19 protein-coding genes and 1 pseudogene are annotated in these 22,933 nt (G+C 55.9%); 14 read left to right on the top strand and 6 right to left on the bottom strand.

Annotation, left to right across the window (positions count from 1 at the left end; translation table 11 throughout):
- Nucleotides 1–4 precede the first annotated feature (4 nt).
- Both HNI00_RS03900 and HNI00_RS03905 read left to right on the top strand, forming a co-directional pair.
- Entirely contained in the window at nucleotides 5–628 is a 624-nt protein-coding gene (locus tag HNI00_RS03900) for a chromophore lyase CpcT/CpeT (RefSeq protein WP_316790850.1), read from the top strand.
- Nucleotides 629–1,079: 451 nt separating this feature from the next.
- The gene (locus tag HNI00_RS03905) at nucleotides 1,080–1,310 is read left to right on the top strand and encodes a DUF4327 family protein (protein WP_172358075.1); all 231 of its coding nucleotides are present in this window, start codon (nucleotides 1,080–1,082) and stop codon (nucleotides 1,308–1,310) included.
- A 22-nt stretch (nucleotides 1,311–1,332) separates the two neighbouring features.
- Here HNI00_RS03905 and HNI00_RS03910 read toward each other — a convergent pair whose 3' ends face one another.
- The 3 genes from HNI00_RS03910 to HNI00_RS03920 form a co-directional block, all read right to left on the bottom strand.
- Nucleotides 1,333–3,741 carry a serine/threonine phosphatase gene (locus HNI00_RS03910; RefSeq protein ID WP_316790852.1) on the bottom strand — a complete coding sequence of 803 codons (2,409 nt, stop codon included), beginning with the start codon at nucleotides 3,739–3,741 and terminating at the stop codon, nucleotides 1,333–1,335.
- A gap of 183 nt (nucleotides 3,742–3,924) precedes the next feature.
- Complete coding sequence (locus HNI00_RS03915; RefSeq protein WP_316790854.1) at nucleotides 3,925–4,557, bottom strand: pseudouridine synthase; 633 nt, start codon at nucleotides 4,555–4,557, stop codon at nucleotides 3,925–3,927.
- A gap of 218 nt (nucleotides 4,558–4,775) precedes the next feature.
- On the bottom strand, nucleotides 4,776–5,372 hold the full coding sequence (locus HNI00_RS03920) for a hypothetical protein (protein ID WP_316790855.1): 597 nt from the start codon (nucleotides 5,370–5,372) through the stop codon (nucleotides 4,776–4,778).
- 1,014 nt (nucleotides 5,373–6,386) lie between these two features.
- Here HNI00_RS03920 and HNI00_RS03925 point away from each other — a divergent pair.
- The 12 genes and pseudogenes from HNI00_RS03925 (at nucleotide 6,387) to HNI00_RS03975 (ending at nucleotide 19,839) form a co-directional block, all read left to right on the top strand.
- Nucleotides 6,387–7,157 (top strand): type II toxin-antitoxin system HicB family antitoxin, encoded by a 771-nt coding sequence (locus HNI00_RS03925; RefSeq protein ID WP_316790857.1) that lies wholly within the window; start codon nucleotides 6,387–6,389, stop codon nucleotides 7,155–7,157.
- A gap of 612 nt (nucleotides 7,158–7,769) precedes the next feature.
- Nucleotides 7,770–10,445, top strand: coding sequence for a calcium-binding protein (locus HNI00_RS03930; protein WP_316790859.1), 2,676 nt, complete (start codon nucleotides 7,770–7,772; stop codon nucleotides 10,443–10,445).
- A gap of 619 nt (nucleotides 10,446–11,064) precedes the next feature.
- Nucleotides 11,065–11,409 carry a type II toxin-antitoxin system HicB family antitoxin gene (locus HNI00_RS03935; protein ID WP_316790861.1) on the top strand — a complete coding sequence of 115 codons (345 nt, stop codon included), beginning with the start codon at nucleotides 11,065–11,067 and terminating at the stop codon, nucleotides 11,407–11,409.
- Nucleotides 11,410–11,517: 108 nt separating this feature from the next.
- Nucleotides 11,518–12,690, top strand: a complete 1,173-nt coding sequence (locus tag HNI00_RS03940) for a 1-deoxy-D-xylulose-5-phosphate reductoisomerase (protein WP_316790863.1) — start codon at nucleotides 11,518–11,520, stop codon at nucleotides 12,688–12,690.
- A 138-nt stretch (nucleotides 12,691–12,828) separates the two neighbouring features.
- Nucleotides 12,829–13,242 (top strand): hypothetical protein, encoded by a 414-nt coding sequence (locus HNI00_RS03945; protein ID WP_297075299.1) that lies wholly within the window; start codon nucleotides 12,829–12,831, stop codon nucleotides 13,240–13,242.
- A gap of 112 nt (nucleotides 13,243–13,354) precedes the next feature.
- The gene (locus HNI00_RS03950; RefSeq protein WP_316790866.1) at nucleotides 13,355–15,412 is read left to right on the top strand and encodes a chloride channel protein; all 2,058 of its coding nucleotides are present in this window, start codon (nucleotides 13,355–13,357) and stop codon (nucleotides 15,410–15,412) included.
- A gap of 41 nt (nucleotides 15,413–15,453) precedes the next feature.
- Nucleotides 15,454–15,654: pseudogene (locus tag HNI00_RS22045) on the top strand (DUF433 domain-containing protein); the annotation flags it as partial.
- 228 nt (nucleotides 15,655–15,882) lie between these two features.
- Entirely contained in the window at nucleotides 15,883–16,533 is a 651-nt protein-coding gene (locus HNI00_RS22050) for a pentapeptide repeat-containing protein (RefSeq protein WP_420156297.1), read from the top strand.
- A gap of 470 nt (nucleotides 16,534–17,003) precedes the next feature.
- Complete coding sequence (locus tag HNI00_RS03960) at nucleotides 17,004–17,756, top strand: IS1 family transposase (protein WP_316793393.1); 753 nt, start codon at nucleotides 17,004–17,006, stop codon at nucleotides 17,754–17,756.
- A 15-nt stretch (nucleotides 17,757–17,771) separates the two neighbouring features.
- Nucleotides 17,772–18,407, top strand: a complete 636-nt coding sequence (locus tag HNI00_RS03965) for a DUF4230 domain-containing protein (protein WP_316790870.1) — start codon at nucleotides 17,772–17,774, stop codon at nucleotides 18,405–18,407.
- A 199-nt stretch (nucleotides 18,408–18,606) separates the two neighbouring features.
- A complete protein-coding gene (locus tag HNI00_RS03970) occupies nucleotides 18,607–19,290 on the top strand; it encodes a DUF2834 domain-containing protein (RefSeq protein WP_420156298.1) in 684 nt (227 codons plus the stop codon).
- 291 nt (nucleotides 19,291–19,581) lie between these two features.
- Nucleotides 19,582–19,839: a GlsB/YeaQ/YmgE family stress response membrane protein gene (locus tag HNI00_RS03975; RefSeq protein ID WP_316790874.1), complete on the top strand. Its 258-nt coding sequence runs from the start codon at nucleotides 19,582–19,584 to the stop codon at nucleotides 19,837–19,839.
- A 234-nt stretch (nucleotides 19,840–20,073) separates the two neighbouring features.
- Here HNI00_RS03975 and HNI00_RS03980 read toward each other — a convergent pair whose 3' ends face one another.
- From HNI00_RS03980 to HNI00_RS03990, 3 genes are all read right to left on the bottom strand, one after another.
- Nucleotides 20,074–20,487, bottom strand: a complete 414-nt coding sequence (locus tag HNI00_RS03980) for a hypothetical protein (RefSeq protein WP_316790876.1) — start codon at nucleotides 20,485–20,487, stop codon at nucleotides 20,074–20,076.
- Nucleotides 20,488–20,630: 143 nt separating this feature from the next.
- A complete protein-coding gene (locus HNI00_RS03985) occupies nucleotides 20,631–21,527 on the bottom strand; it encodes a M48 family metalloprotease (protein WP_316790878.1) in 897 nt (298 codons plus the stop codon).
- A gap of 137 nt (nucleotides 21,528–21,664) precedes the next feature.
- Nucleotides 21,665–22,147 (bottom strand): CYTH domain-containing protein, encoded by a 483-nt coding sequence (locus tag HNI00_RS03990; protein WP_420156299.1) that lies wholly within the window; start codon nucleotides 22,145–22,147, stop codon nucleotides 21,665–21,667.
- Nucleotides 22,148–22,933 lie beyond the last annotated feature (786 nt).

Here is a 22,933-nt window from a genome sequence, read left to right on the forward strand (position 1 = left end):
CAACATGCCTCTAGTTCTGGATTTGCCCACTCTGGCCCAGTGGCTTGCGGGCGAGTTTGACAATCGCGCCCAGTCGCTCGACCAGCCGGCCTGGTTTGTTCACCTGCGGCTATGGCACCGCCCCCTGCCCATTCGGATAAATGGATGCCTTGCGCTGTTTGCAGAACAGGCCAACGCGCTGTATTTGCAAAACCCCTACCGACAGCGGGTGCTGGTCTTGCAGGAGAATGACGACGGGAACACCGATGCGGGCGGTGGGGACGACGGCAATCCCACCGTGCAACATACCGTGCAATACTGGGCCTTTCGCCAGCCGGATCGGTTTCGGGGCGCGGGCGCACGACCGGAGCTACTGTCTGACCTGGCGCTAGACGACTTGCAGCCCCTACCAGGCTGTCGGCTACGGCTGCGGCCTCAGGGAGACGGGGTGGCCGCAGAACCCATCGAGGGCGATCGCTGCTGTTTTCAATACAACGGCGAAACGCGCCAGGTTGTGCTGGGGTTTGAAGCCAGCCCAGGCCGCTTTCGCAGCTACGACAAAGGTGTTGACCCAGACACCGGCCAGGCGCTTTGGGGAGCGCTGATGGGCCCTTACGAATTCACCAAACAGGTGGACTATCCCCTCTGAAACGCCAGCAGGAGTGCCAAGATCGCCTAATAGGGATGACCCCAAATCCCTGCCAGAGAAACATCGTCAATCTTCCCAATGCGATCGCTGAGGGCTTTCGGCTTTTGCCGCCGAGGAGTGACTTCACCCAATCAGAGGATTGTGGAGCGTCTGAAAACAAGGGTTCCTAATTGATTCTCTATAGACCCATAGAAGAAATGAATATTGCCGCCTGCATCCGGGATTTTGAGATGCAAGACTGAAGGGATGAGCTAGGATGTGTTTCGACAGATAAGTTGCTGGCTGAGTTTGAGTTGATCTGTTACCCAAGTGCGGCCGATTGAGCATCGGCTGATTGAATTGAACCGCTGGGTGCGGCTGTGGCTCCGCGCTGCTAGACTCCACGCTACTGAGGGAGCGCTCTGCGAGGTCAGGATAACTTTTACCCTAGAGGAAATTTAACAAGTTAATTATGGTGAACCGTGTTGTTAGCCCGGATTTGCATCCGATGGTGAAATTTCAGCGGCAGGTGAAATCGCTCGTGGATTCAGATATTTTGAAGCCGAGCGATCGCCTCTGGAAGATTGCGCTGCTCTATGGCGACGAGTGGGCCTACTGGAAGCGCGAACTGGAGGACTTCGACTTTTCCATGCGAGATCCCGTAGCCGACTTGCTTGCTGTGGAATCCTGGGACGAAGATTGAATTGCAGCCAGATTGCGATCGCCTATCCGCGCTTCATCAGGTCTAGATTTGGACGCACGCGGGCGTGGATGGCGATCGCCGTAATGTTGTCGTGGCCATTATGCTGATTTGCCAGGTCGATGAGCATGTTCACACCGTTGTCTAGGCTCACCTGCCCGTCGAGCATTGGGTCAAGGTGGCTCTCGACATGGGTTTCCAGCAGGTCATTATCGGTCAGCCCGTCGGAACACAGCAGCAGCAGCAAATCCTCAGTCAGTTCGACAAACTGCACATCGGGATTGACGAAATGCTCGTCTCGCGGGCCGAGGGCTTGGGTTAGCTGATAGGCATCGGGGCGACCATAGGCGATCGCAGGCTCCACGCCCCGCTGAATCTCTCGCTGCCCCACCTCGTGATCCACCGTCAGTTGCTCCAGCCCGCGACGGCGACTGTAGCGATAGAGGCGACTGTCTCCCACATGGGCGATCGCCGCTTCGGTGTCCTGGATGAGCGCCAGTACCAAAGTTGTGCCCATGCGACCGCTGCCCGAACTGGCATTTTCCTGGTTCAGGGTGTAAATCGCCTTGTTTGCCAGCAAAATGCCATCTCGAATGGTTGCCTCATTGGGCAGTCCATCTTTCCAGTGATCTTGAAAATACTGCTGGAGCGTACTGGCGGCCAGAGCGCTAGCCACCTCGCCGCTGGCGTGGCCACCCATGCCATCGCAGAGAATGTATAGCCCTTTCGCCTTGAGCGATCGCCCGTTCTGGCTTTCCAGCTTTTTCACGTCCACCTGGATGGCGTAATAGTCTTCGTTGTGTTCTCGCTGGCGGCCAATGTCGCTCCGTCCTGCATCTTCCAGCCCAATCAGCTTCATCGGCAGCACCACCGTTGGCAGGTCGTCGCCTTCGGTTTCGCTGTCTTCGTCGGGGCTGCCCAACTCCAGGCGGGTGGGGCTGGACGACACGCTGATGTCCGCCATCCGCGACACCGTGGGAAAAAGAATCTCCGTTGTTTCTGTCTCCGCCGAATCAGACATCGCCAAAGCTTCTGAGTTAGTCGCCTGAGCCGGCGCAGGGTTGGCAGCAGCAGATTCTGCGGTGATGGGTTCCGCTTCCATTGCGGCGGGGTCTGCGGCGGGTTCCGACGCAACGAGTTCTGCGGTGATGGGTTCGTCTGTAACTGGTTCGCCCGTAGTCAGTTCGGACGGGACTAGCTCACCGGTGATGGGTTCGTCTGTGGCTGACTTCGGAGGGGCTGTGTCGAGGAGGCTGGCGGTAACCCCACCGAGCAATACCGCTGTTGGATTGAGGGGGCGATTGGGATGATTGGCAGATGCAGCGTCGGCCGGCGCGGTGTCCTTTGCGGAAAGCGCGGGGGGAAGCACGACCGTATCTTCTGCCTGTATATCGTCTGCTTGCAAATCAGGGGCCGTTTCGTCAGCCGCTTCAGGCTTATCGAGGGCGATCGCCTCTGTAGTCGCATCGAGGGCGATCGCCCCTGCATCAGGCAATTCCTCCCCTCCCTGCAACAGATCCGCAATCATGCTGAGGCAGTGCTGCAACACATCCACTGTAGCGATTGTGCCTAGTTCCAAATCCTGACAGACCTGCACTAGGGGATTCAGATTTTCGTGGCTGGGCTGTTGCTGCAACAGCAGCTTCCAAACGCGGCCCAGATCGCGGAGTTGGGGGGGCGCGTCGGGTTTATCCTGATAAAGCCGCTGAAGATAGAGCAACTGATCTTCATCGACCTTCAGGTTATTGAGTTCTAGCAAGCTCTGGGCATAGCCCACGGGTTGCAGTGCGTTCCACAGTTCCGTCATCTGGTGGAGCAGATGGAGAATCTGGAACGGAGGCAGCACCTCCGACGCGCCCAGTTCTGCCAAGGAAGGTAGGCTGCTCCTGTCTTCCAACAGCACCACAATTTGCCCATCCTTCTCCCAGGCATCATGAATATGGGGCAGAGACGGATAGAGCTGCTGTTGCAAATCTAGATAAGTCTGGGCGATCGCCGGAATGGTGTTCTTGCTGCTCTGGGCGATCGCTTCATCACTCCGTGCCAGCCCCGTATCCGGTGCATCGGGGTTCTGGCTATAGAGCATCTCCAGCGGCGACAGGCGAAACGGCTGGCAGTCCAGCACGCGCACCTCAGCCCCCACCAAAGAGAGCGAAGTTGCAGACAGCGCCTCCAGCAGCCGATAGCGATGTTGCAGATCCAGGTAGGGCAGGGCGGGCAACACGAGCGGCCAGCCGACGGCTGCATCAACGGCAGCAATAATGGCTCGCCAGGACGTTCCCGCCGTTGCGCCGCAGGTCGGGCAAAGCTCCACATCAAAGGGCACCGACGACCCGCAGGCAGGGCAGGCGATTTCCTGGAGGGAAGCCCCACACTGCTGACAAAACTTGTTACTGTCGGGATTCTCGAATTCGCACTGAGGACAAACAAGCATGGGGGAACTTCCTTCACTCCCGTAGGCGGCAAGCCGGACTGGTAACTCTACTGAATAACTCTACTGAATAACTCTGATGCCGTTGAAGCTGGCTTCGGCGACCTGACTCGGCTTTTGTGACCTGACGAATCGGCCGCTTGACTAAAAGGTTACACGATCCATTCTCGACCCGCACCCCCAACTCTACGGGCGTGGGCGCGATCTTGGAGACAATCTTTCCAATTCAGCCAATTCGTCAGGTGTGAGATCGCGCCACTGGCCTGGCTGCAACCCGTCCAACCGCAGATGGGCGATCGCCACTCGCACCAGTCGCAGCGTCGGAAACCCCACTGCTGCCGTCATTCGACGCACCTGGCGATTGCGCCCCTCCGTCAACGTTAGCTCTAGCCACGCCGTCGGCACGGTCTTGCGGAAGCGAATCGGCGGATCGCGCGGCGGCAACTCTGGCTCCTGGGACAAGATTCGAGCCTTGGCCGGGCGCGTCCGGTAGTTTTGAATCACTACCCCCTGACGCAGTTGTTGCAAGGCAGCCTCATCGGGCGATCGCTCGACCTGCACCCAGTAGGTGCGAGGATGCTGAAACTTAGGGTCTGTTAAAACATGCTGCAAGCGCCCGTCGCTGGTGAGCAACAGCAGTCCTTCGCTGTCTCGATCTAGCCGACCCACCGGATACACCCCTGGAACCGGAATGTAGTCCTTGAGCGTGCGATAGGCTGGCGCGGGGTCGGGCAGTTCGCTGGGCTGACCAAACTGGGTCAGCACGTCGTAGGGTTTGTAAAACAATAGATAGCGATGAGGTAGATAGCGATGAGGCACACGGTCGATCCAGGGGTGTAATCAGGCGGAGACGGGACAAGCCGATCCTAGCGAACTTCGGCTCCTGGAATGTGGCTCAATCGACTAGCTAGACAGGGCAGTTAGACGGAGCAGCTAGGCAGGGCAGCTAGGCAGAGCAGTTAGACGGAGCAGCTAGGCAGGGCAGCTAGGCAGAGCAGCTAGGCAGAGCAGTTAGACTGAGCAGCTAGACAGAACAGCTAAACAAAGCAGCCCGCTACCCAGCCCAACTGATTTCTATCAAGCTGGTTGAAGGCTCCTGGCGCGAAGGATGGCCAGAGGCGAGACTGATTCACCACTTGATGCCAGAGAATACCGTCGGCATAGCTCACCAATCCTGTCAGCAGCACCCATTCCTCATGCGGCACGACACCTCGAATGCCGTGGTTTGCCAGCCCCGGATAGGCTCGAAAGTTTGCTGCTGCCGGATAGACTGTGCCGCACTCAACGATTTGAAAGAAGCCGCGTCCGTAGCCATAGCTTGGGTCTGGTGCCAGCGTGGAGGTGGAGGGGCCACCCACAGACGGCGGCGGATGGTTGGGCCAGTCAGCGGAAAATTCTTCTGCGGGTGGCATGGGATCGGCAAGGGCGATCGCCGGGTTGATGTTGATGTCTGGCAGCATCACTTTCAGCGCCAAACTTGCGGCAATTGAAATCGTGGTGATGGTTACCACAGTCTTTCCAGCGTCATTGGAGGGGGGTGGCGGCTCCTTGTCTTTCACGAGCCGCACTTCCATGTGATTTTCGTAATTCAGCATTGGGCAGGTCATGGTGTTGTGTGGAGTTCGCTGGGTCATTCGCTGGGTTCGCTGGATTGTGAGTGGTATCCACTCTCTGAAGCAGAGCTACGCATGAAATGGCTGGAAGCCCCGCAGACGCTTTAGCTGGCGATCCAGAATCGCAAATCCAAAATCGCAAATCCAAAATCGAGAATTGATGGAGGTCTGGAATGCAAAACGGGCGCAGCACACTGTGCGGCGTAGACGGATGTTCTACATCGTGTCAGCCGTTGGAAGCGGCCTATTCCGGTATCCCGAATCTAGATATCAATTTTTGATATTGACTTGCTGATATCGTAATCTGGTATCAAAAAATATGCAAGAAAAATTCTGGGCAAAGTTTTTTGCGAATCTAGTTAGAAATCTTCATGAAAACTAGGCATAAAACGGGGCGATCGCCCTCTCTGCTGAAGATCCAGCAAAAGACGGGCGATCGCCTTGACATTGATAGCTTATCTTGATAGCGTAAAACAGGCTCTACAACCGCCCTCTCAAAGAATGTCTTAGATGTTCCGCAGCCCGTTTTTGGCTGTTGTTCTGGAAGCGATCCGGCTGGCTGAATATTTGAGCAAGCTTTGTCAGGACGATGATTTCCGCTACTCTAGGTCTGGAGCGGGTCGATTTCTCTAAGCCCCAACCGGATATCCAGGGTAGGATATGGAAAATTCTGAAATCCATCCGCCAGAGGTTTCGCTCCGGCCAATAGGACTGGGTTTGCGGTTCCAGAGTGCATCTTCATGACGGCCAGTGACGACCATCAGCAGACGTATCAGGCAATTTTTGAGAACCCCCCTCGGCCTGATATTTCTTGGGAGAAGGTTTTGGATTTGCTTCGCGTATGCGGAGCGAAGCTGTTTCAAAACGGTGGCAACGACGGTCAATGGATTCAAGTCTGGTGTGAAACACGCCGAGCCAACGCAATCTTCCATCGGCTAGACCATCAGCCCTGCCTCGCCCCATTGATGGTGATCGAAGTCCGTCGATTCCTGATCGCGTCAGGCATACAACCTCCCCGCACGAACGAGTAATGTTATGAGTACTTTGCTGAATTACCGAGGCTACACCGCAAAAGTAGATTACGACCCTGAAGCTGAAGTCCTTCATGGAACAGTTTTAGATTTGCGAGATGCTATCGTTTTTCAGGCAAAGGAAATAAAGGACGTTAAGCGCAATTTTCACGATGCGGTTGATCAGTATTTGAGTTTGATGGAGCGAACGGGGCAGGAACCCGAAAAACCGTTCAAAGGCAACATTGCGTTTCGCACCTCATCGGCAACCCATAAGAAGATTTCCCTGGCCGCCGCTCGCGCTGATATGAGCATCAATGCGTGGATGGATCAGGTATTGAGTGAAGCGGCCGATGCCGAGCTAAAGGGCTATCGCTATGAGCGGGGCAATGCTGGACATGTCAATCAGCTTGTGGCTGTGCCGCTGGAGCAGGCAGTTGCGACTTCCACGGCGGTTTTGTTGACCGAGGTTCTGCGCCAGGACGGAGCGATCGCCCCTCAGTTGGTTAGCGCCTTCAACCCCTACGCCAGCCGCAAAGACCCCCACGCCAGCCTAGAGATCATGAAGTCTCTGGATCTGATTCTGCGAGGCATCGCCATTGATCGCGCTCAAGTTCAAGAGGGCATATCGAAGCTCTTGAGCCTAACCAAATCGGATGATGTCGCTGAAGTGCCACCCTTTGTGCTGAGGGCGATTTCAGATCAGATGCTGAGAACCATTAATCTAGACCCCGCTGCACCGGCGAATGTTAATTTTTCGCTGCATCCTGAAAATACACCCGTAATTAACACCTGAGCTGTTGTATCGGCATTGGAACTGCCGAATACCCTGGGCAATCGCTTTCCTGTGTTTCTCTGTTGACGCTTGAACTCTGACGCTTGAACGTCTGAACGATTGAACCCCACTTGCTGACCCAAAGCGCTGACCCAAGGCAAGGATTCTCGAACTCGGTTGAGTTTGGGGCGATCGCCATAATTACTCTGCGCCAGTTGGGCGGGTTAGCCTTGGCTGGGTTCATCTGGCAACGCTTTAACTGTTTACCCATCTATTGACCCATCTATGCAAGAAGCCGTTTGGGGTGCTTCAATCTTTTTAGGCTGATCAAGTAATTTTTTGAACGTTGTGCCCACACCTGGCAACTGGTGTCAGGCTTTTATCACAGGCTTTTATCAATAGTCGCAATAGTCACAATAGTCGCAATAGTCGCAATAGTCGGAAGAGACAGTTCTGAGAGGGAGCGCTTTCAACCCCGCTAGGTGGAGCTTTTTCCAGGGTTTGAACCTCTAAGCTGTGCCACTTTTTAGAGTGGATCTAGTCCGGTTAAGCTACTGGCATAGGTGGCCGCATCCCCCAAATAGATGAACCTATAGACTACTACTGGTTTTAGCTCCCCTCAGGAAATTTCTCGTGAGTCCTGCCCGCCCCCCTCACGTTTCGCTGGTTTCCTCGACTAGCCTGCCTGCTGCGATTTTGGCTAGCGAGGTTTTTGCGTTTCTGTATCCAGGCGCAGAGATTGACTCTTTTATCGTCGAGCTGCAAAAGCAGGCCCACAGCATTGTTCAAGAATTAATTCGGACTCGCGTCCCGGTGGTGGTTCTAAAGCCAGGGCTAGATCGAGTTTTGGACGTGATTCGCACCGAGTATCAACATCCAGAACTGGCACAGCGAGTTGAAGACCTGATTGACCAAATCAATATCTGCCTTGTGCCGCTGCCAGAGGGGCATGAGTGGGGAGAGGATCACGATTCCAAGCCACATGAGTTGGCGATCGCCCAGCGGGATAGATTAAGCATTGTTGCATTCATACCTGGAAACTACTTCAATTTTGATGGCAGCATTCAAATCCACACGGCCAGCGACTTCCTCAAGTGGTTGCAGCAAATACCCCACTCTGTCGTCGATGAACCCAGCGAAACGCCAGTCGCGGAAGAGTCCAGCCCAACCCTAGAAACCGATGCTCCCACCGCTTCAAAATCGGTCTTGCCCTGGATCGGTCTGAGCGTCGCAGGGCTGTCGTCCCAATTTTTGCGATTTCACTCGGAAAGACCAGAGCAGACCGAAGCTCTTGTCGCGCTACTGTTGTACCACCTGCTGTCTACCGAGGCGCATCGCTGGAATCCTGCTAAGCCTGTGGAACTGGCCGAAAGCCTCGACTGGCTCTGCCGCTGGGCCAATTTGGATCGAGTGGGCAGAGCAGAAGGAGCGTCTGGAGCAGGCGGAAAGTTTGACGATCTCGTAGCATTGCACGTACCAGGGCAGACAAGTGGATCTGCTGTAGATGGGGCGATCGCCCCAGGTGCGCTGCGTCCTCAAGAGACTGCCCCACCAAAACCCGCCATCCCCGCGGAACCAGACGCAGATTATAGCCCCAGTCTGCCAAAAGCTGGCGGGAAGCGATCACAGTTTCCGATTCTTGACGGCGAAACTTGGCCCGACGACGGAGCCGGAGATCCGCCCGCATCCGATCTAGACCCCACGAATGGCGGAGAGCCGACGCGCCCAACCCCTCCACCCGCCTTTGAGTATCCAACCTTAGAACTTTCCGAACCTGGAGCGGATGGGGCAGGAGGCGATCCCGTTATCGGCGATTTGGATGGCGACGATCCGGGAAGTCCTGGCAGCGACGATGGCGGCAGCGATCCGGGAAGCCCTGACAATGGGGGCGGCGGGGGCGGCGGCCAGCCAAAATCACCCAGGACTCCACACAGTCCTCAGCCGCCCATCGATAGCCCGCCCGGAATAGATTCCCCAAACACTCCGGAACCCCCTGCCCCTCCACCAGGGCCAACCCAACCGCCACCCAATTTGGGTAATCCAGGCGATACGCCCGGTGGTGAGGTGCCAGGTGATAGTACACCAGATGCGCCCGGTGATCATACGCCGGGTGGCAATGCGCCGGGTGGCAATGCGCCGGGTGGCAGCAATGGTAGCAATAGCGGAAACAGTGGCGACAACGACGGACTGCCCCAGCCGCCAGGGTCGGGAAATGGCGACGATGAGCTTCCTAGCCCGCCCATCGATCCGCCCAATCTGCCAGAGCCGCCAATCGGGCCGCCCCCACCCAATTCTGGCGGCGCAGACGGGGCCCCACCAACCCAGCCGACTCCGCCAGATGGATCGGGCCCGCCCGGTAGCGGAGAGAACGACCAGCCGGGTGGCGGGGAGTTACCCAACCCGCCGGACAATGTGCCCGTGTCGCCGACACCCCCTCCTGCGACGCTGGATGGCGCAGGCGGCAACAAGACTTTTGTGCTGCAACTGGGTCACTCTGAAGCCCTAGTGCGTTCTGGAAAGGAAACCCTCTCAGTCTCGATGGGCCGCGAAGTCGTGATTGCAAACTTCAGCGGTGTGGGCACAGGCAGCGTTACAGCGGCAAATCCGGATGAGATGGATACGATTCAGCTAGTGGGTGCGCCGTTCACTGCAAGAAACATGCTGCTGACCCAGGTCGGGGCTGACCTGCTGATTACCTTTGATGGCGCGTCCGATTTCACGATTCGCCTGAAGGACTTTGCGCTGAAGGATCTCGACAACTTGGTTGAGAGCGGCAACCTGCTGTTTGATGGACAAACGGCGATCGCCGATGACTTTGATGTTATCCACTGGCGCGAAGACCTGACCGTCTTCCGGAGTAACGTTGTCACCTTCCTCAATGACTATGACAACCGCGTTACAGGCCGCGACAACTCCAACGACACGATTAACGGCATGGGCGGCAACGATGTGCTGCTGGGGCTGAGTGGCGATGACCTGCTGCGCGGCGGCGATGGTAATGATCTGCTAGACGGCGGCATCGGCAACGATACGCTGGTGGGCGGTGCTGGGCGAGATACCTTCGTGCTGGGCCTGCGGCCGGGCGTGGATGCGATCGCCGACTTCGAGGTGGGGCTAGACAAACTGCGACTAACGGGCGGCCTATCTCCTAGCCAGTTGACCTTTAGCGCCAGCGGCAGCGACACCCTCATCCGCTATGGAAGCAGGACGCTGGCAATTTTGCAGAATGTGCAACCCAACAGCCTAGACTTTAGCAACCTGTTTGATCCCACCCTGTTTGATCCAACGGTCAATGCCACGGCGACCTAATCTATCGTGCTGCCCGCAACTGGTTCTGCCTGCAACTGGTTCTGCATACCAGTCGTTCCACCCACAACTGCTAACCTGCCGCGCTAAGATCGAAATCGCCTAAAAGCCTGGAATCCTGGATTTGGCGATCGCCCACGGCGTGAACCATCGAGGAATTTCGAGGGTTGGGCTGGGAATCTGTCCGGGTTTCGGCGTTTTGCTGATGAAACAGACTAGAGGCAGGTGCTAGCACATCTTGCAATCGAACTTCTTGGTATCTTATTGCGAAACCTGATAGGCTTTTTCAAAAGTTCATCGGGTCTAGGATAGATTCGTTCCCAAACGTTCTTTCGTTAAGCTTGCTTGCAGATCTGTAAGTTTGCTTGCGGAAATCTGTTGCCTGCTCGCGGCTGTGTTTCTGCCCTGCGGCGATCGCCCTGATTTGGCGACCTCCCCAGGGCTGATCCAAGATTCCCTCCTTTGAGGAACGCCACAGCAGCTAGTTCTCAACTAAGGTAGAAACTTCAGTTGAGTCTGAGTTGCTGAGTCTGAAGTTGCCGGGTCTGAGTTGCACGAATCACGCTGATGATGGGTTCGGGTCAAGATTGACACGCTGGAATGCAAGATGTTGGAACACAACATGTTGGAATACAAAGGCTATACAGCAGAGATAGAGGTGGATATTCAGGCCGGCGTGCTGCATGGTCGCGTCCGCGACATTCAGGATGTCGTGACCTTTGAAGCCGAGACTGCGGCTGAGCTAGAGCGCAAGTTTCGCCGCTGTATTGATGTATACCTGGAATTCTGCCAGGAAACTCAGCAAGAACCCGATCGCCCCGGTCTTCAGCCTGATTCCAAAACTATCGCCTTAAAAGCCACGCCCGATTTGTGCCGTGCCGCCGACCACGCAGGCAAAAGCATTGATTCCTGGGCGCAGGATGTCCTCTCTGAAGCTGCTCGTCGCAGCCTGGAACCCTTTGCTTAATGGGCGTATCTAAAGGTTGCATCAGAATTTAGGGAATTCTCAGTAACGCCACGTTTTACGGTAACGCTGCGTTTTATAGTGGAGTTGCTGCTCATTCCTTAAGCAATTGTGAAAGCGATTACTCTGCTTGGCTCCACTGGCTCCATCGGCACCCAAACCCTGGACATTGTGAGCCAATATCCCGACCAGTTTCGGATTGTGGGGCTGGCGGCGGGGCGAAACGTAGACCTCTTGGCTCAGCAGATTCGCCAGTTTCGCCCTCAAATTGCTGCAATTTGTGATCCGGCGCTGTTGCCCCAGGTGAAAGAGGCGATCGCCGACCTCACGCCGCAACCCATCCTGCTCGCGGGCGAAAATGGCGTAGTCGAAGTCGCCCGCTTTGGCGATGCCGAGGCCGTGGTGACGGGGATTGTGGGATGTGCGGGGCTGCTGCCCACCATTGCTGCCATCGAAGCGGGCAAAGACATTGCGCTGGCAAACAAGGAAACCCTGATTGCGGGCGGCCCGGTCGTGCTGCCGCTGGTGCAAAAGCATGGCGTGAAGCTGTTGCCCGCAGATTCAGAACATTCCGCCATTTTCCAGTGCCTCCAGGGGGTTCCAGAGGGCGGGCTGCGGCGCATCCTGCTAACGGCATCGGGCGGCGCATTCCGCGATTTGCCGGTGGAAAAGCTGGCCACTGTTAAGGTTGCCGACGCGCTCAAGCACCCCAACTGGACGATGGGGCGTAAAATCACCATCGACTCTGCCACCCTGATGAACAAAGGGTTGGAAGTAATCGAGGCGCATTTCCTATTTGGGTTGGACTATGACCACATCGAAATCGTCATCCATCCCCAGAGCATCATCCATTCGCTGATCGAGCTAGAAGATACCTCCGTGCTGGCACAGTTGGGGCTGCCCGATATGCGCTTGCCGCTGCTCTATGCCCTGTCCTATCCCGACCGGGTGCCGACTCAGTGGGAACGACTCGACCTGGTGAAATGTGGCGATCTTACCTTCCGTGCCCCCGACCATCAGAAGTATCCCTGCATGGGGCTGGCCTATGCGGCGGGACGGGCAGGGGGTTCTATGCCCGCTGTGCTGAATGCTGCCAATGAACAGGCGGTGGATCTGTTCCTGCGGGAAAAAATCCAGTTTCTCGACATTCCCCGACTGATTGAGCAAGCGTGCGATCGCCATCATCCGCACAATCTGCCCCAGCCCACCCTCGACGACATCCTTGCAGCCGATCAGTGGGCGCGGCAGGCGGTGCTGTCGGCAAGTCAGCGCTTGGTAGCGTGATGGGGGATGCAGGGTGGCGGAGATTTAGAGATGATGGGATGAGGGGATAGGATGCGCGAGTAGTCGCCTGCAATACGCCAAACCCGCAATGCTCCTCCCCGTTACGCCAAAACGCCTACAGCCCAACATTCCCTCACCATGTCCAACCCCCTCCGCCGAATCAAGCAACTGCCCTGGCTGCCGCTGTTTCAGACGGCAGGCTATGCCGTGATTGGACTATTTGCGGTGGAACTGTTGCTGTGGTGGGGCGGTTCTCGACTGCCGTTTGTGGCGCGGGCGAATGCCCTGATCTTTTCGCCGCCGCTGGATTTGCTGATTGTGCTGTCCATTGCGATTGGCGTGGGAGCTTTGGCGGTGCATTTGCTGGATCAGTTTCAGCGGCAGATTTTTATTAACCTGGGCGTTCTTTGGGGACTGATTGCTTGCCTGGTGGTGATGGTGTGGGTGCGATCGCTCTCTGGCATCCCCTCACTGCTGCCGCCCAGCCAGCCTGCATTGATGGGCTTGATTATCGGCGTGTTTTGGCGCGGCAAAAATCACTGGCGCTGGTAAACTGGCGCTGCTAAACCAGTTTGGCAAATTGAGCCTTTGGGGGCGATCGCCTTTGGTGCAGAATCCCACAGAATAGAGATAGATCTGCCCCTTCTCGCCCCAACTTGCCGCCATGCCTGCTTCTCCTCAAACTGTGGGGCCAACTTTGCCAAACGCAACCGATAGCGCGGCTCCTGCCAAGCCCCTGCGCCTCAGTGCGATGCTGACCCGGTTTCAACCTACGCCCGATTCCCGGCTGCTGGGGCTGGCGCTGCTCATCGGCACGGGTGCGGGGCTGGGCGTGGTTACGTTTCGCTATCTGATTCACCTCGTCAACCAACTCATGCTGGGGCGCGTGGCGGGCGTGCTGTCCGTTTGGGGACACTGGACGCTGGCTCTGCTGCCGATTTTGGGCGGGCTATTGGTGGGCGGGTTGCGCTGGGGCGTGCAGGGCTTTGGGCCGGGCCTGTCGGCGCTGATGGAAACGGTGCAGGGCGGCAAGGAACTGGCCCCGCTCAAGCCTGTGAGCAAGATGGTGGCGGCCGCAGTATCGTTGGGCAGCGGTGCGTCCCTGGGGCCAGAAGGGCCGAGTGTGGAAATTGGCGCAAATTTTAGCCTGCTGCTGGGGCAGGCGCTGAAGGTATCGCAAGCGCGACAGTTGTTGCTGCTGGGGGCGGGTGCGGCGGCGGGGTTGGCGGCGGGGTTTAATGCGCCGATTGCAGGCGTGTTCTTTGCGCTGGAAGTAGTGCTAGGCAGCCTGTTTGCCCCGTCGTCGGCGAGTGTGGTGCTGCTGTCGGCGGTGGTGGCGGCGTGGATCGCGCAGATTGGGCTGGGGGCAAAGCCTGCCTTTGCGCTGCCGGCCTACGAGGTGCGGAGTCTGCTAGAACTGCCGCTGTATGTGGGGTTGGGGGTGTTTGCCAGTCTGGTGTCCATTCTCTATCGGCAGGCAATGGCGATCGCCCAGCAGGCGTTTCAGGGGCAACTGCCGGGGACGCAGTGGCTGGCGAAAATTCCCAATCCGCTGCATCCGGTGCTGGGTGGCATTGCGGTTGGGGCTGTGGCGCTGTGGTTTCCGCAAATTCTGGGCGTGGGCTACGAAACCATCGAGTCCATTTTGCAAGATGTGCAGTTTCCGCTGCGGATGGTGATCGCGCTGCTGGGGCTAAAGCTGGTGATGACGGCGGTGAGCTTTGGCAGCGGGTTTGTGGGCGGCGTGTTTGCCCCGGCGCTGTTTTTGGGCGCGTCGCTGGGGTTGGTGTATGGCAAGACATTGGCGATCGCCCTGCCCGTGCTGCATCCCTACATGGCCTCGCCGCCAGCCTATGCGATGGTGGGCATGGCAGCAGTGCTAGCAGGCAGCGTCCGCGCCCCGCTCACGTCCATCCTGCTGCTGTTTGAGCTAACGCAAGATTACCGCATCATTTTGCCGCTGATGTCGGCGGTGGGGCTGAGCATCTGGCTAGTGGAAACCCTGCAACCCACCAAACTGATGGACTCCGACGGCGAACAGCAGGAAGCCCCAGAGGAGACGATTGCCGGAATCTCCGTCCCCGCATCGCTGTTAGTGGTCGATGCTTTGCAGCCGATCGCCCTCAAGCTGTCTGCGAACCTGCTGCTGGCCCAAGCCGCCCGCACCCTAATCGACCAGCGGGCCACCTGCGCCCTGGTGATGGACAACCTGGCCGGGCTAGATAACGTAGATCACCTGAACAATTTAGACTATCTGGGCGGCGACGAAACACTAGTGGGTATCTTGACCCTGCGCGACATCAACCGCTTAATTCTCAAGGCCGAAGAAGACCCCGACCTGCTCCAGCGACCCATCCGCGACCTCTGCACCACTCATGTCCTGTTTGCCTACAGCGACGAAACTTTGAAAGAGGCGATCGCCCGCATGGGCACTCGCGGCTTGCACCAGATCCCCGTCGTCGAGCGCGATCACCCCACCCACGTCATCGGCCTGCTCACGGAAGAGAGCATTACCACCGCCGCCCGCCTGGCCCGCATTACCAAAGCCTTAGGCGACAGCGAGGAGTCGTCGGAAGATTTTCAGGCTGACCTGGCAGAACGAAACGGAAAGGCGATCGCGCTGCCAGAGGAAAAAATCGAGATCGAGAGCCAAATTCTGCCAAATTCTCTAGGACTTGAAACCTCTCTCGATGCCGAGAGCCTTGGTAAAGTTAGATCCTAAATATCCATCATTCGCAATCCTTCTGTCGCAATTTTTCCGCTATGAGCAATCGTAGTGTTATCACAATCAAGCCTGATGAGCATGGCGATACTCCATACATTCGCCACACAGGTATCACGGTGTATGACGTTTTGGGCTGGCTTGCCGACGGACAATCCATCGCTGAAATTGTCAATAAATTCCCAGAACTGACAGCAACCGATATCAGGGCTTGCCTGGAATTTGCAGCCGATCGCAGTCATTACGGTTCATCTATTTCTAGAGATGAACCCTCTATCACTGAACCCTCTGGCAGTGAACCCTCTAGAACTGCAACCCTCTCTTCGCCAATTCTCCACCCCATCAGCCCCGCCTATTCCGAAACCTCGATCAACGCTCAGCAGCATATCGATGATCCAGTTTCGTCCCAAGAAATCGGACAAACTCCACCCGCCCCGCAGCCCAGCGCCTTGCTTAAACCCTTTGTCTGGATGGAGAAGCGGGTTTGGGAGCCACTACTTTCCTGGGGAGAAAATCAGGCCTTAATCAGCCTGCTGGGGTTGTTGGGTAACCTGGGTCTTATCATTGCCGTCGTCAGTTACATCGGCTTAGAAAAACAGCGGCGCGACGATCAGGTTTATGCAGCTTGGCAGACCATCACCAACGCCCAGGGACAAAGCGGGAACGGAGGACGCATCCTGGCTCTAGAGTTTCTGAATGCTTCGCCAGGGGCAAACTGGCGTTTGCATTTTCCCTGGATTTGCATCTCTGAAGATTGGCTCTGTTCCAAGTGGGAACCGGAAAGCCTGGACGGGGTGGACTTGGCAAAGGCCTACCTGGCCGGAATTCAGCTACCCAAGGCCAGCCTGGTTGAAGCGAATTTAGAAGGCGCAGTTCTATGGGGAGCCAACTTGCAGGGGGCAAATTTGGAAGAAGCGAATTTGCGAGGGGCAAAGTTGGGCGCAGCCAATCTACAGGGGACGAGACTGGATGAAACCAACTTTCAAGGAGCCTTTTATTCTGACGAAAAAACGTCCAGGAGTTTGTGTGTAGATATTACCTATCCGCCCATTCATCCCTGCCCGACTCAATTCCCGGAAGGCTTTGATCCAGAATCCGCCGGCATGAAACCGCTTCCCTAGCAGTCTATTCATAAGCTGTCTATTCATAAGCTGTCTATTCATAAACAGCCTATTCATAAATAGTCTACTCATAAGTGTGTGATTGCTTTATTGCCGAATATGGATTGCCAAAGAGAGCTAATCTGAGGGGCTAAAGCGATTTGGTCTGGACTGGTTGTTATCAGTCATGGTTTGATTTTCAAAATCTTTGTGATTTCCTGGATGACAAAGCTCGAAAACGCTTGTGATTATAGAAGTGTGAATAGTGTGAACCTAGAAGACAGTGGTGCTTCATTGAGAACTGGCATCACCTGTTGGCTTCACGCTTGAAAAACAGAGGTCACGATCCGAATCAAGACGCTAAAGGAGCAAACATGAATTCGTTGGGTATTTTGAAAATGGGGTAGTGGATTATCGTAAAGGACACAGAAAAACAAGGTAACGTTGTCCTATTCGTAGATTTTGGGGGAGAAGGCTCCATGACTATCGAGATGACCTGTCCAACCTGTGGGTCTCACGACATCTCCAAGAACGGCACCACCCGGCGTGGCAAGCAAAACTACAAATGTCGAGACTGCAACCGTCAATTTGTCGAGGATCCTCAATGGAAGCCGAAAGATAAGGACACTCGGGCTTTCGTCGATCTACTACTGTTGGAGAAAATTCCGCTAGCTGGTATTGCCCGGGTCAGCGATGTCTCGGATAGCTGGCTGCAGACCTACGTCAACGCATGCTACGAAGCCGTGCCCAAAGCGGCAGCGGTCATCCCCAAGGCGAAAGGCAAGCTGAAGGTGCAGATGGATGAACTCTGGTCTTTTGTCGATCACAAAGGCAACAAGCAGTGGGTCTGGGTGGCGATCGATGCCGATACCCGAGAAATCATCGGCTGCCACATCGGTGAGCGCTCTCGGGAATCGGCGATCGCCCTCTGGCAATCCATCCCGGCGGTCTATCGACAGTGTGCCAAAGTCTATACCGATTACTGGGAGGCCTACGTTACCGTCATCCCAAGCAAACGCCATGCGGCGGTGGGCAAAGAGAGCGGTTTGACGAACTACATCGAACGCCTGAACAACACCCTGAGGCAGCGGATTTCCCGGTTGGTGAGGAAGACACTGTCCTTTTCCAAGAAGCTAGAGAACCACATTGGTGCGATCTGGACGTTCATCCACGACTACAATCACCGTGTTAGAGAGAAGCTAGCAGAACAGGGCGGGTTCAGCTTTTCCTCTGTCCTTTACTAAAAGGTACTACCGAAAATGGCTCAAGGGATCGTGGAACGATTGGGCGATCGCGCGAAGGTTTACATCGGCGCGGGGCTAGTGGGTCTTGCAGTGTTGGCAATGCTGCTGTTTTCGCTGTTCCGTCCGGCCCAGATCGTGACAACTGAAAGCGTGCGAAACCTAATCTTTAGCGGTGTGGAAAATGCCAGCGAGTTTGTGGCTGCCACGACGGACGGCTATGCTACGGTCAAGGTGGAAGAAGTCGCCAAAAAGTTGGGCATTCCTATTGGAAAAACCAGCCTGATCTATGAAGGCGTGGGCACGGTGCAGGCAGGCTTTAACCTGAAAGACTTGGTGGTTTCAGATCTCGACTTCAAGAATCGCGTCATCAAGGCCGAATTGCCCGCTCCTCGGATTTTGAACATCAATCTCGACATTGCGCGGAGTTCAAAAATCGACGACTACCGCTCGTGGTTTGGCCCTGCTGCGACCGCCGAACTATATGAAGAAGCGCAGCACGAAGCACTCGCCATCATTCGCGAAAAAGCGTGCAGCGGCAACCTGTTCAAAGCCGCCAATAGCAGCGCCAAAGAGCAGCTCAGGACGATTCTGAATAAAGCCGGATTTAACACCGTGACGGTTGAAGTAGAGTCTGGAAACTGCGCCGCCTAGCGTTGTAGCCGCCTTAGCTTGAATCAATCGTGAATAAACCGGCGTGAATAAACCGGGCAGGCTGGATGGGGCGATCGCCCTCTCCAGCTTGTTTATTTCTCCCCCATGCCGCTTGCTTTTTCTCGCTCACCTGTGGCACAAGGGCAGTAGACCGTTCGTTATCGTTCCAACATCGCGTCGCCGCCACCCAACCCCCAACATGCTGTATTGGTTTATCTGGTTCGGCTTTATTGCCTATGCCGCCTTCCTCGCGCCGCCCGATCGCCCCGAAACGCTTAGCCTGATTCAGAACCTCTCAACGGGCCAGTGGAATGGCATCAATCCCCTGATTGTTGCGCTGTTTAATCTAATGGGCATCTGGCCGCTAATCTATAGCGCGGTGCTGTATGCCGACGGGCGCGGGCAGCGGGTGCGGGCGTTTCCCTTTGCGGCGGGTAGCTTTGCCGTAGGTGCGTTTGCCCTGTTGCCCTATCTGGCGCTGCGAAAGCCGAATCCCACTTTTATCGGCGAAACGTCCTGGCTGATTCGCATCTTGGATTCCGTCTGGACGGGGCGCGTGCTGCTATTGGGGGCGATCGCCCTGCTGGTCTACGGCTTCACCCAGGGCAACTGGGCTGATTTTGTGCAGCAGTGGCAAACCAGCAAGTTTATTCACGTCATGAGCCTGGATTTTGTTGCCCTGTCGGCGCTGTTTCCGGTGCTGCTGCGCGATGATCTGGCGCGGCGGGGTCTGGGAAGCCGCTGGTTCTGGGCGATCGCGCTGGTTCCCCTGCTGGGGCCGCTGGTCTACCTGTCCGTTCGCCCGCCCCTTGCCCGTGCCACCGAATTTGCCACCTCAGAAGCCGCCCCAGAAACTGACCCAGAAGTCTCCCTGGAGGGATAGCCGCAACAATGGGCGATCGCAGCTTAATATCCCTGCGGAATGAAGTTTGCTGACATGTGATCTCGTAACATTCAACATATCAAGCAAGTTTGCAAAACTAACAGGGGATATCGAGCGATCGCCCTGTGCAGCGTTTTTTGATTTTCCAGAGCAGGTTATGCGTTGTACCGAAATATTGGGTCAACGCACTGCTTTCCATTGAATTAAACGCTTCTATGGACTGAGCAGATCCGTCGGCTGTTGAGATCAATTTGTTCTTTAATTTGCTCTTTAAACTGTGGGAGAAAAATCATGGCTAATCTGTTGACTTGGCTGGTGTTGGGCTTCATCGCGGGCGCGTTGGCAAAGCTAATTTATCCAGGACGGCAGGGCGGCGGCATCTTTGCCACAACGCTGCTGGGTATTTTGGGTGCAATGGTGGGCGGATGGCTGGGCACGGTGCTGTTGGGTGGAGCCGTTACAGGGCTGAACCTGACCAGCATTATCCTGGCAGTGATTGGGGCAATGCTGCTGATCTTCCTGTGGGGTGTATTTACTCGCGCTGCCTAGCTCATTTGAAACAGCAAGGGGAACCTCGAAAATTGATTGATTCCTGTAATTCACTTCTGTCTCATCTGAGACTGTGATCGGGTCAAATTCAATCCATCGAGGTTCCCAAAGATTCATTCAAAGTTGAATAGGCGGGAACCCCTATTTACCCAAAGGGTATGACCATCTGCGCGATCGCACGACTGGGAAGATCATGCCGCTGCTGGCACAGATAGCGAAGCGCAACCGAAAGATTTATGACTTTGGCGTTTGGTCTTCCATCAGCTTTTCCCAGGCAGCTTTGGCCGCCTCTGAAAGGCGATCGCCCAGTTCATTGACCTCGCTCACCAGCGCATTCCAGTTTTTCTCCGCTTCCTTTTGAATCGAGCCGATTGACTGCTCCAATTCTTCAGGTTTGAAAAGCTGGTTCTGCTCAACGGCCTCGCGGGCCTGGCGCACCACCTTGAGATAGGTTTCGCGGGTAAACTCCCCTGCGGAACGGGCTTCCTGTTGGGCGCGGTGTGTAATGGCATCAATCAGCGCCTTGGTTTCTCGCTGAATTTCATCCAGCCCTTCCAAGGCAGAGCCGTGGTCGCCCGTAGCGGGTCGTGCTTCCAGGACGATTGGCTCTTGGTCAGACCCGTTCGGTGAATTTGGCTCAAAGCTCATCGCGTTGCCTCCTAAAAACCTAAAAATATAGCGGGAGAGCCGGATTGCGGCAGGCTCAAATGACAGTCTCAGGAAATGACAGCCTCAGGAAATGACAGTCTTAGGAAATGACAGTCTTAGGAAATGACAGTCTCAGCACAAAGTTAGAATCCAGACGACTTCAGCGTTGCCGAGTCTCCTGCGGCCAAAAGCTCTCGCTCGACCCGCAGCAGATTTTCGATGCGGGCTTCGGTGGTTGGATGGGTCGAAAAGAGGCTGGAGAGAAATTGTTGAGGAATGGCGTTCATAATCAGCAGCGGCTCAAACGCAGGATTGGCCCGCAGCGGCATTTGTCGGGCGCTTGCCTCCAGCTTTTGCAGCGCGCTCACTAAGGCACGGGGGTTGCCCGTCATCCGGGCAGAACCAGCGTCAGCTTCAAACTCGCGGGTGCGGGAAATCGCCATCTGAATTACGCTGGCAGCCAGCGGCGCTAGAAGAACGGTGAACAGCAGCCCCAGGGGATTGTCGCCGCCCTCGCGCTCGTCGCGACTGCCCATGCCGCCAAACATCAAGCTGTACTGCATCATCTGCGCCAGCCAGGAAATCGCCCCAGCAACCGTTGCTGCTACAGCTTGGGTCAGCGTGTCGCGGTTGCGGACATGGCTGAGTTCGTGAGCAATGACGGCTTCTAGCTCCGGCTCTGTCAGCATTTGCACGATGCCCTGCGTAACGGCGATCGCCGCATGTTCTGGGTCGCGCCCGGTGGCAAAGGCGTTGGCTCCTGGAGAGGGAATGACGAAGATCCGAGGCATCGGCAGGTCTGCCCGCTCACACAGCCGCCGCACCATTGCATACAGCCCCGGTGCTTCGGCTTCGGTAATCGGCTGGGCCTGATAGGCAGCCAGCGCAATCTTATCCGACGAATACCAGGACATCAGGTTTGTAAAGGCGGCGATCGCCAGTCCAATCAGCGCCCCGCTGGAACCACCCAGCATCCAGCCAATGCCGACCAGCAGCCCACTCAACAGGCTCAACAGCGCCAGGGTTTTTACTTGGTTCATATCCGGCTCCTATCGCAACTCACCCGCTATTTTGCACTCAAATTGTACGAGTCGGGGATCGCTGATCGTGAGGAAAAAACCGTTAAAGTTGGGGCGGTTTTCCGTATTGGGCAGTGTTAGATCTGGAGGAAAAAGGATCACGATCCTGGAGCGGGGTGCCACTGGCGGTAGGGATGCTTCACCAGCGCCGCGTTGAAATAGCGCGGATCGTGGGAGACTTCTTCGCCAATCCAGTCGGGAAGTTGCACCGTCTGGTCGGGGCTAGAGAGTTCCACTTCGGCAACAATTAGCCCGTCGTTGTCGCCCCAAAACTCGTCCACTTCCCAAGTCAGCCCTTCGTAGGGAATTTTGTAGCGAGTTTTCTCGATCAGCGGGCGATCGCACAGGGTATTCAGCAATTCTTCCGCATCTGCCAGGGGAATTTCATACTCGAACTCGCTGCGCGATACTCCTTCCGTCGCGCCCTTAATCGTCAAAAAGCCCCGCGTTCCTGCAACCCGCACCCGCACCGTCCGCCCTGCCCCCGACAGCAGATAGCCCTGGCGATAGGTCGTGCCTTCCGCCAGCCCACGCCAGCGATCGCCCACCACGAGAAACTTTCGCTCGATTTCCTGCGCCATATCGATTTTGGGTTTGAGATTGCTGATTTTGGAACCAGGGTTCGGTCTCGCGTCCAGCGACTTCATCGACAGCAGTGATCCCGGAACCACCAGGTAGTCTACGTTGGAACTCAGAACGCGGACTCGAAAGCAGCCCAAGAAATGCCTGCACAGGTTCTATCACAACCAGAGATTGGCCTTGGGTTGTTCAGATTACGACGGGGGCGCAAACTTGATAGGGTTATAAGGGAGGGTCGGGCGCTAGAGGTTTGCTGGAAAGAACTTGGAAACCATCCAAACCCTACAATGAAACCTTGAACCCTACTGAATCTTGAACCCTGATTACAGTCCAACGTCTACGCGCCCTATGTGAGGGTCAGAACGCTTATGCAGTCTGTTCGCAACGTGGTGAATGTGGTGATTATGTTCATGCTGTTGGCGTTTATTGCCAGTAGCCTGTTTCGGCTGGGTGTATTCTTTTTGGGGGGTGGCTTGTCTGCGTCTTAGAGGATGTTTGAAAAGTCCTACTGTTTGTAGCAAAGCGTGCAAGATCCCCCTAAATCCTCCTTAAAAAGGGGGACTTTAAGGCGGTTTTCCCCCCTTTTTAAGGGAGGCTAAGGGGGGATCTCTGAGTGCTTAACATTACAGGCGATACTTTTTCAAACACCCTCTTAGCTTGTCTCCGTCTTCAATTAAGTCTATGTCTTAATCTATTGGCTGCAAGCCGATTCCCTCAATCCTCCCTGGCAAGGAACCCTTGAGGAAACAAGAACCTTTGAGCCAGGTTTTCCTGCTTCCACACGCGCT

It is taken from the genome of Thermoleptolyngbya oregonensis NK1-22, from assembly GCF_032705245.1.
GTDB classification, from domain to species: domain Bacteria; phylum Cyanobacteriota; class Cyanobacteriia; order Elainellales; family Elainellaceae; genus Thermoleptolyngbya; species Thermoleptolyngbya sichuanensis.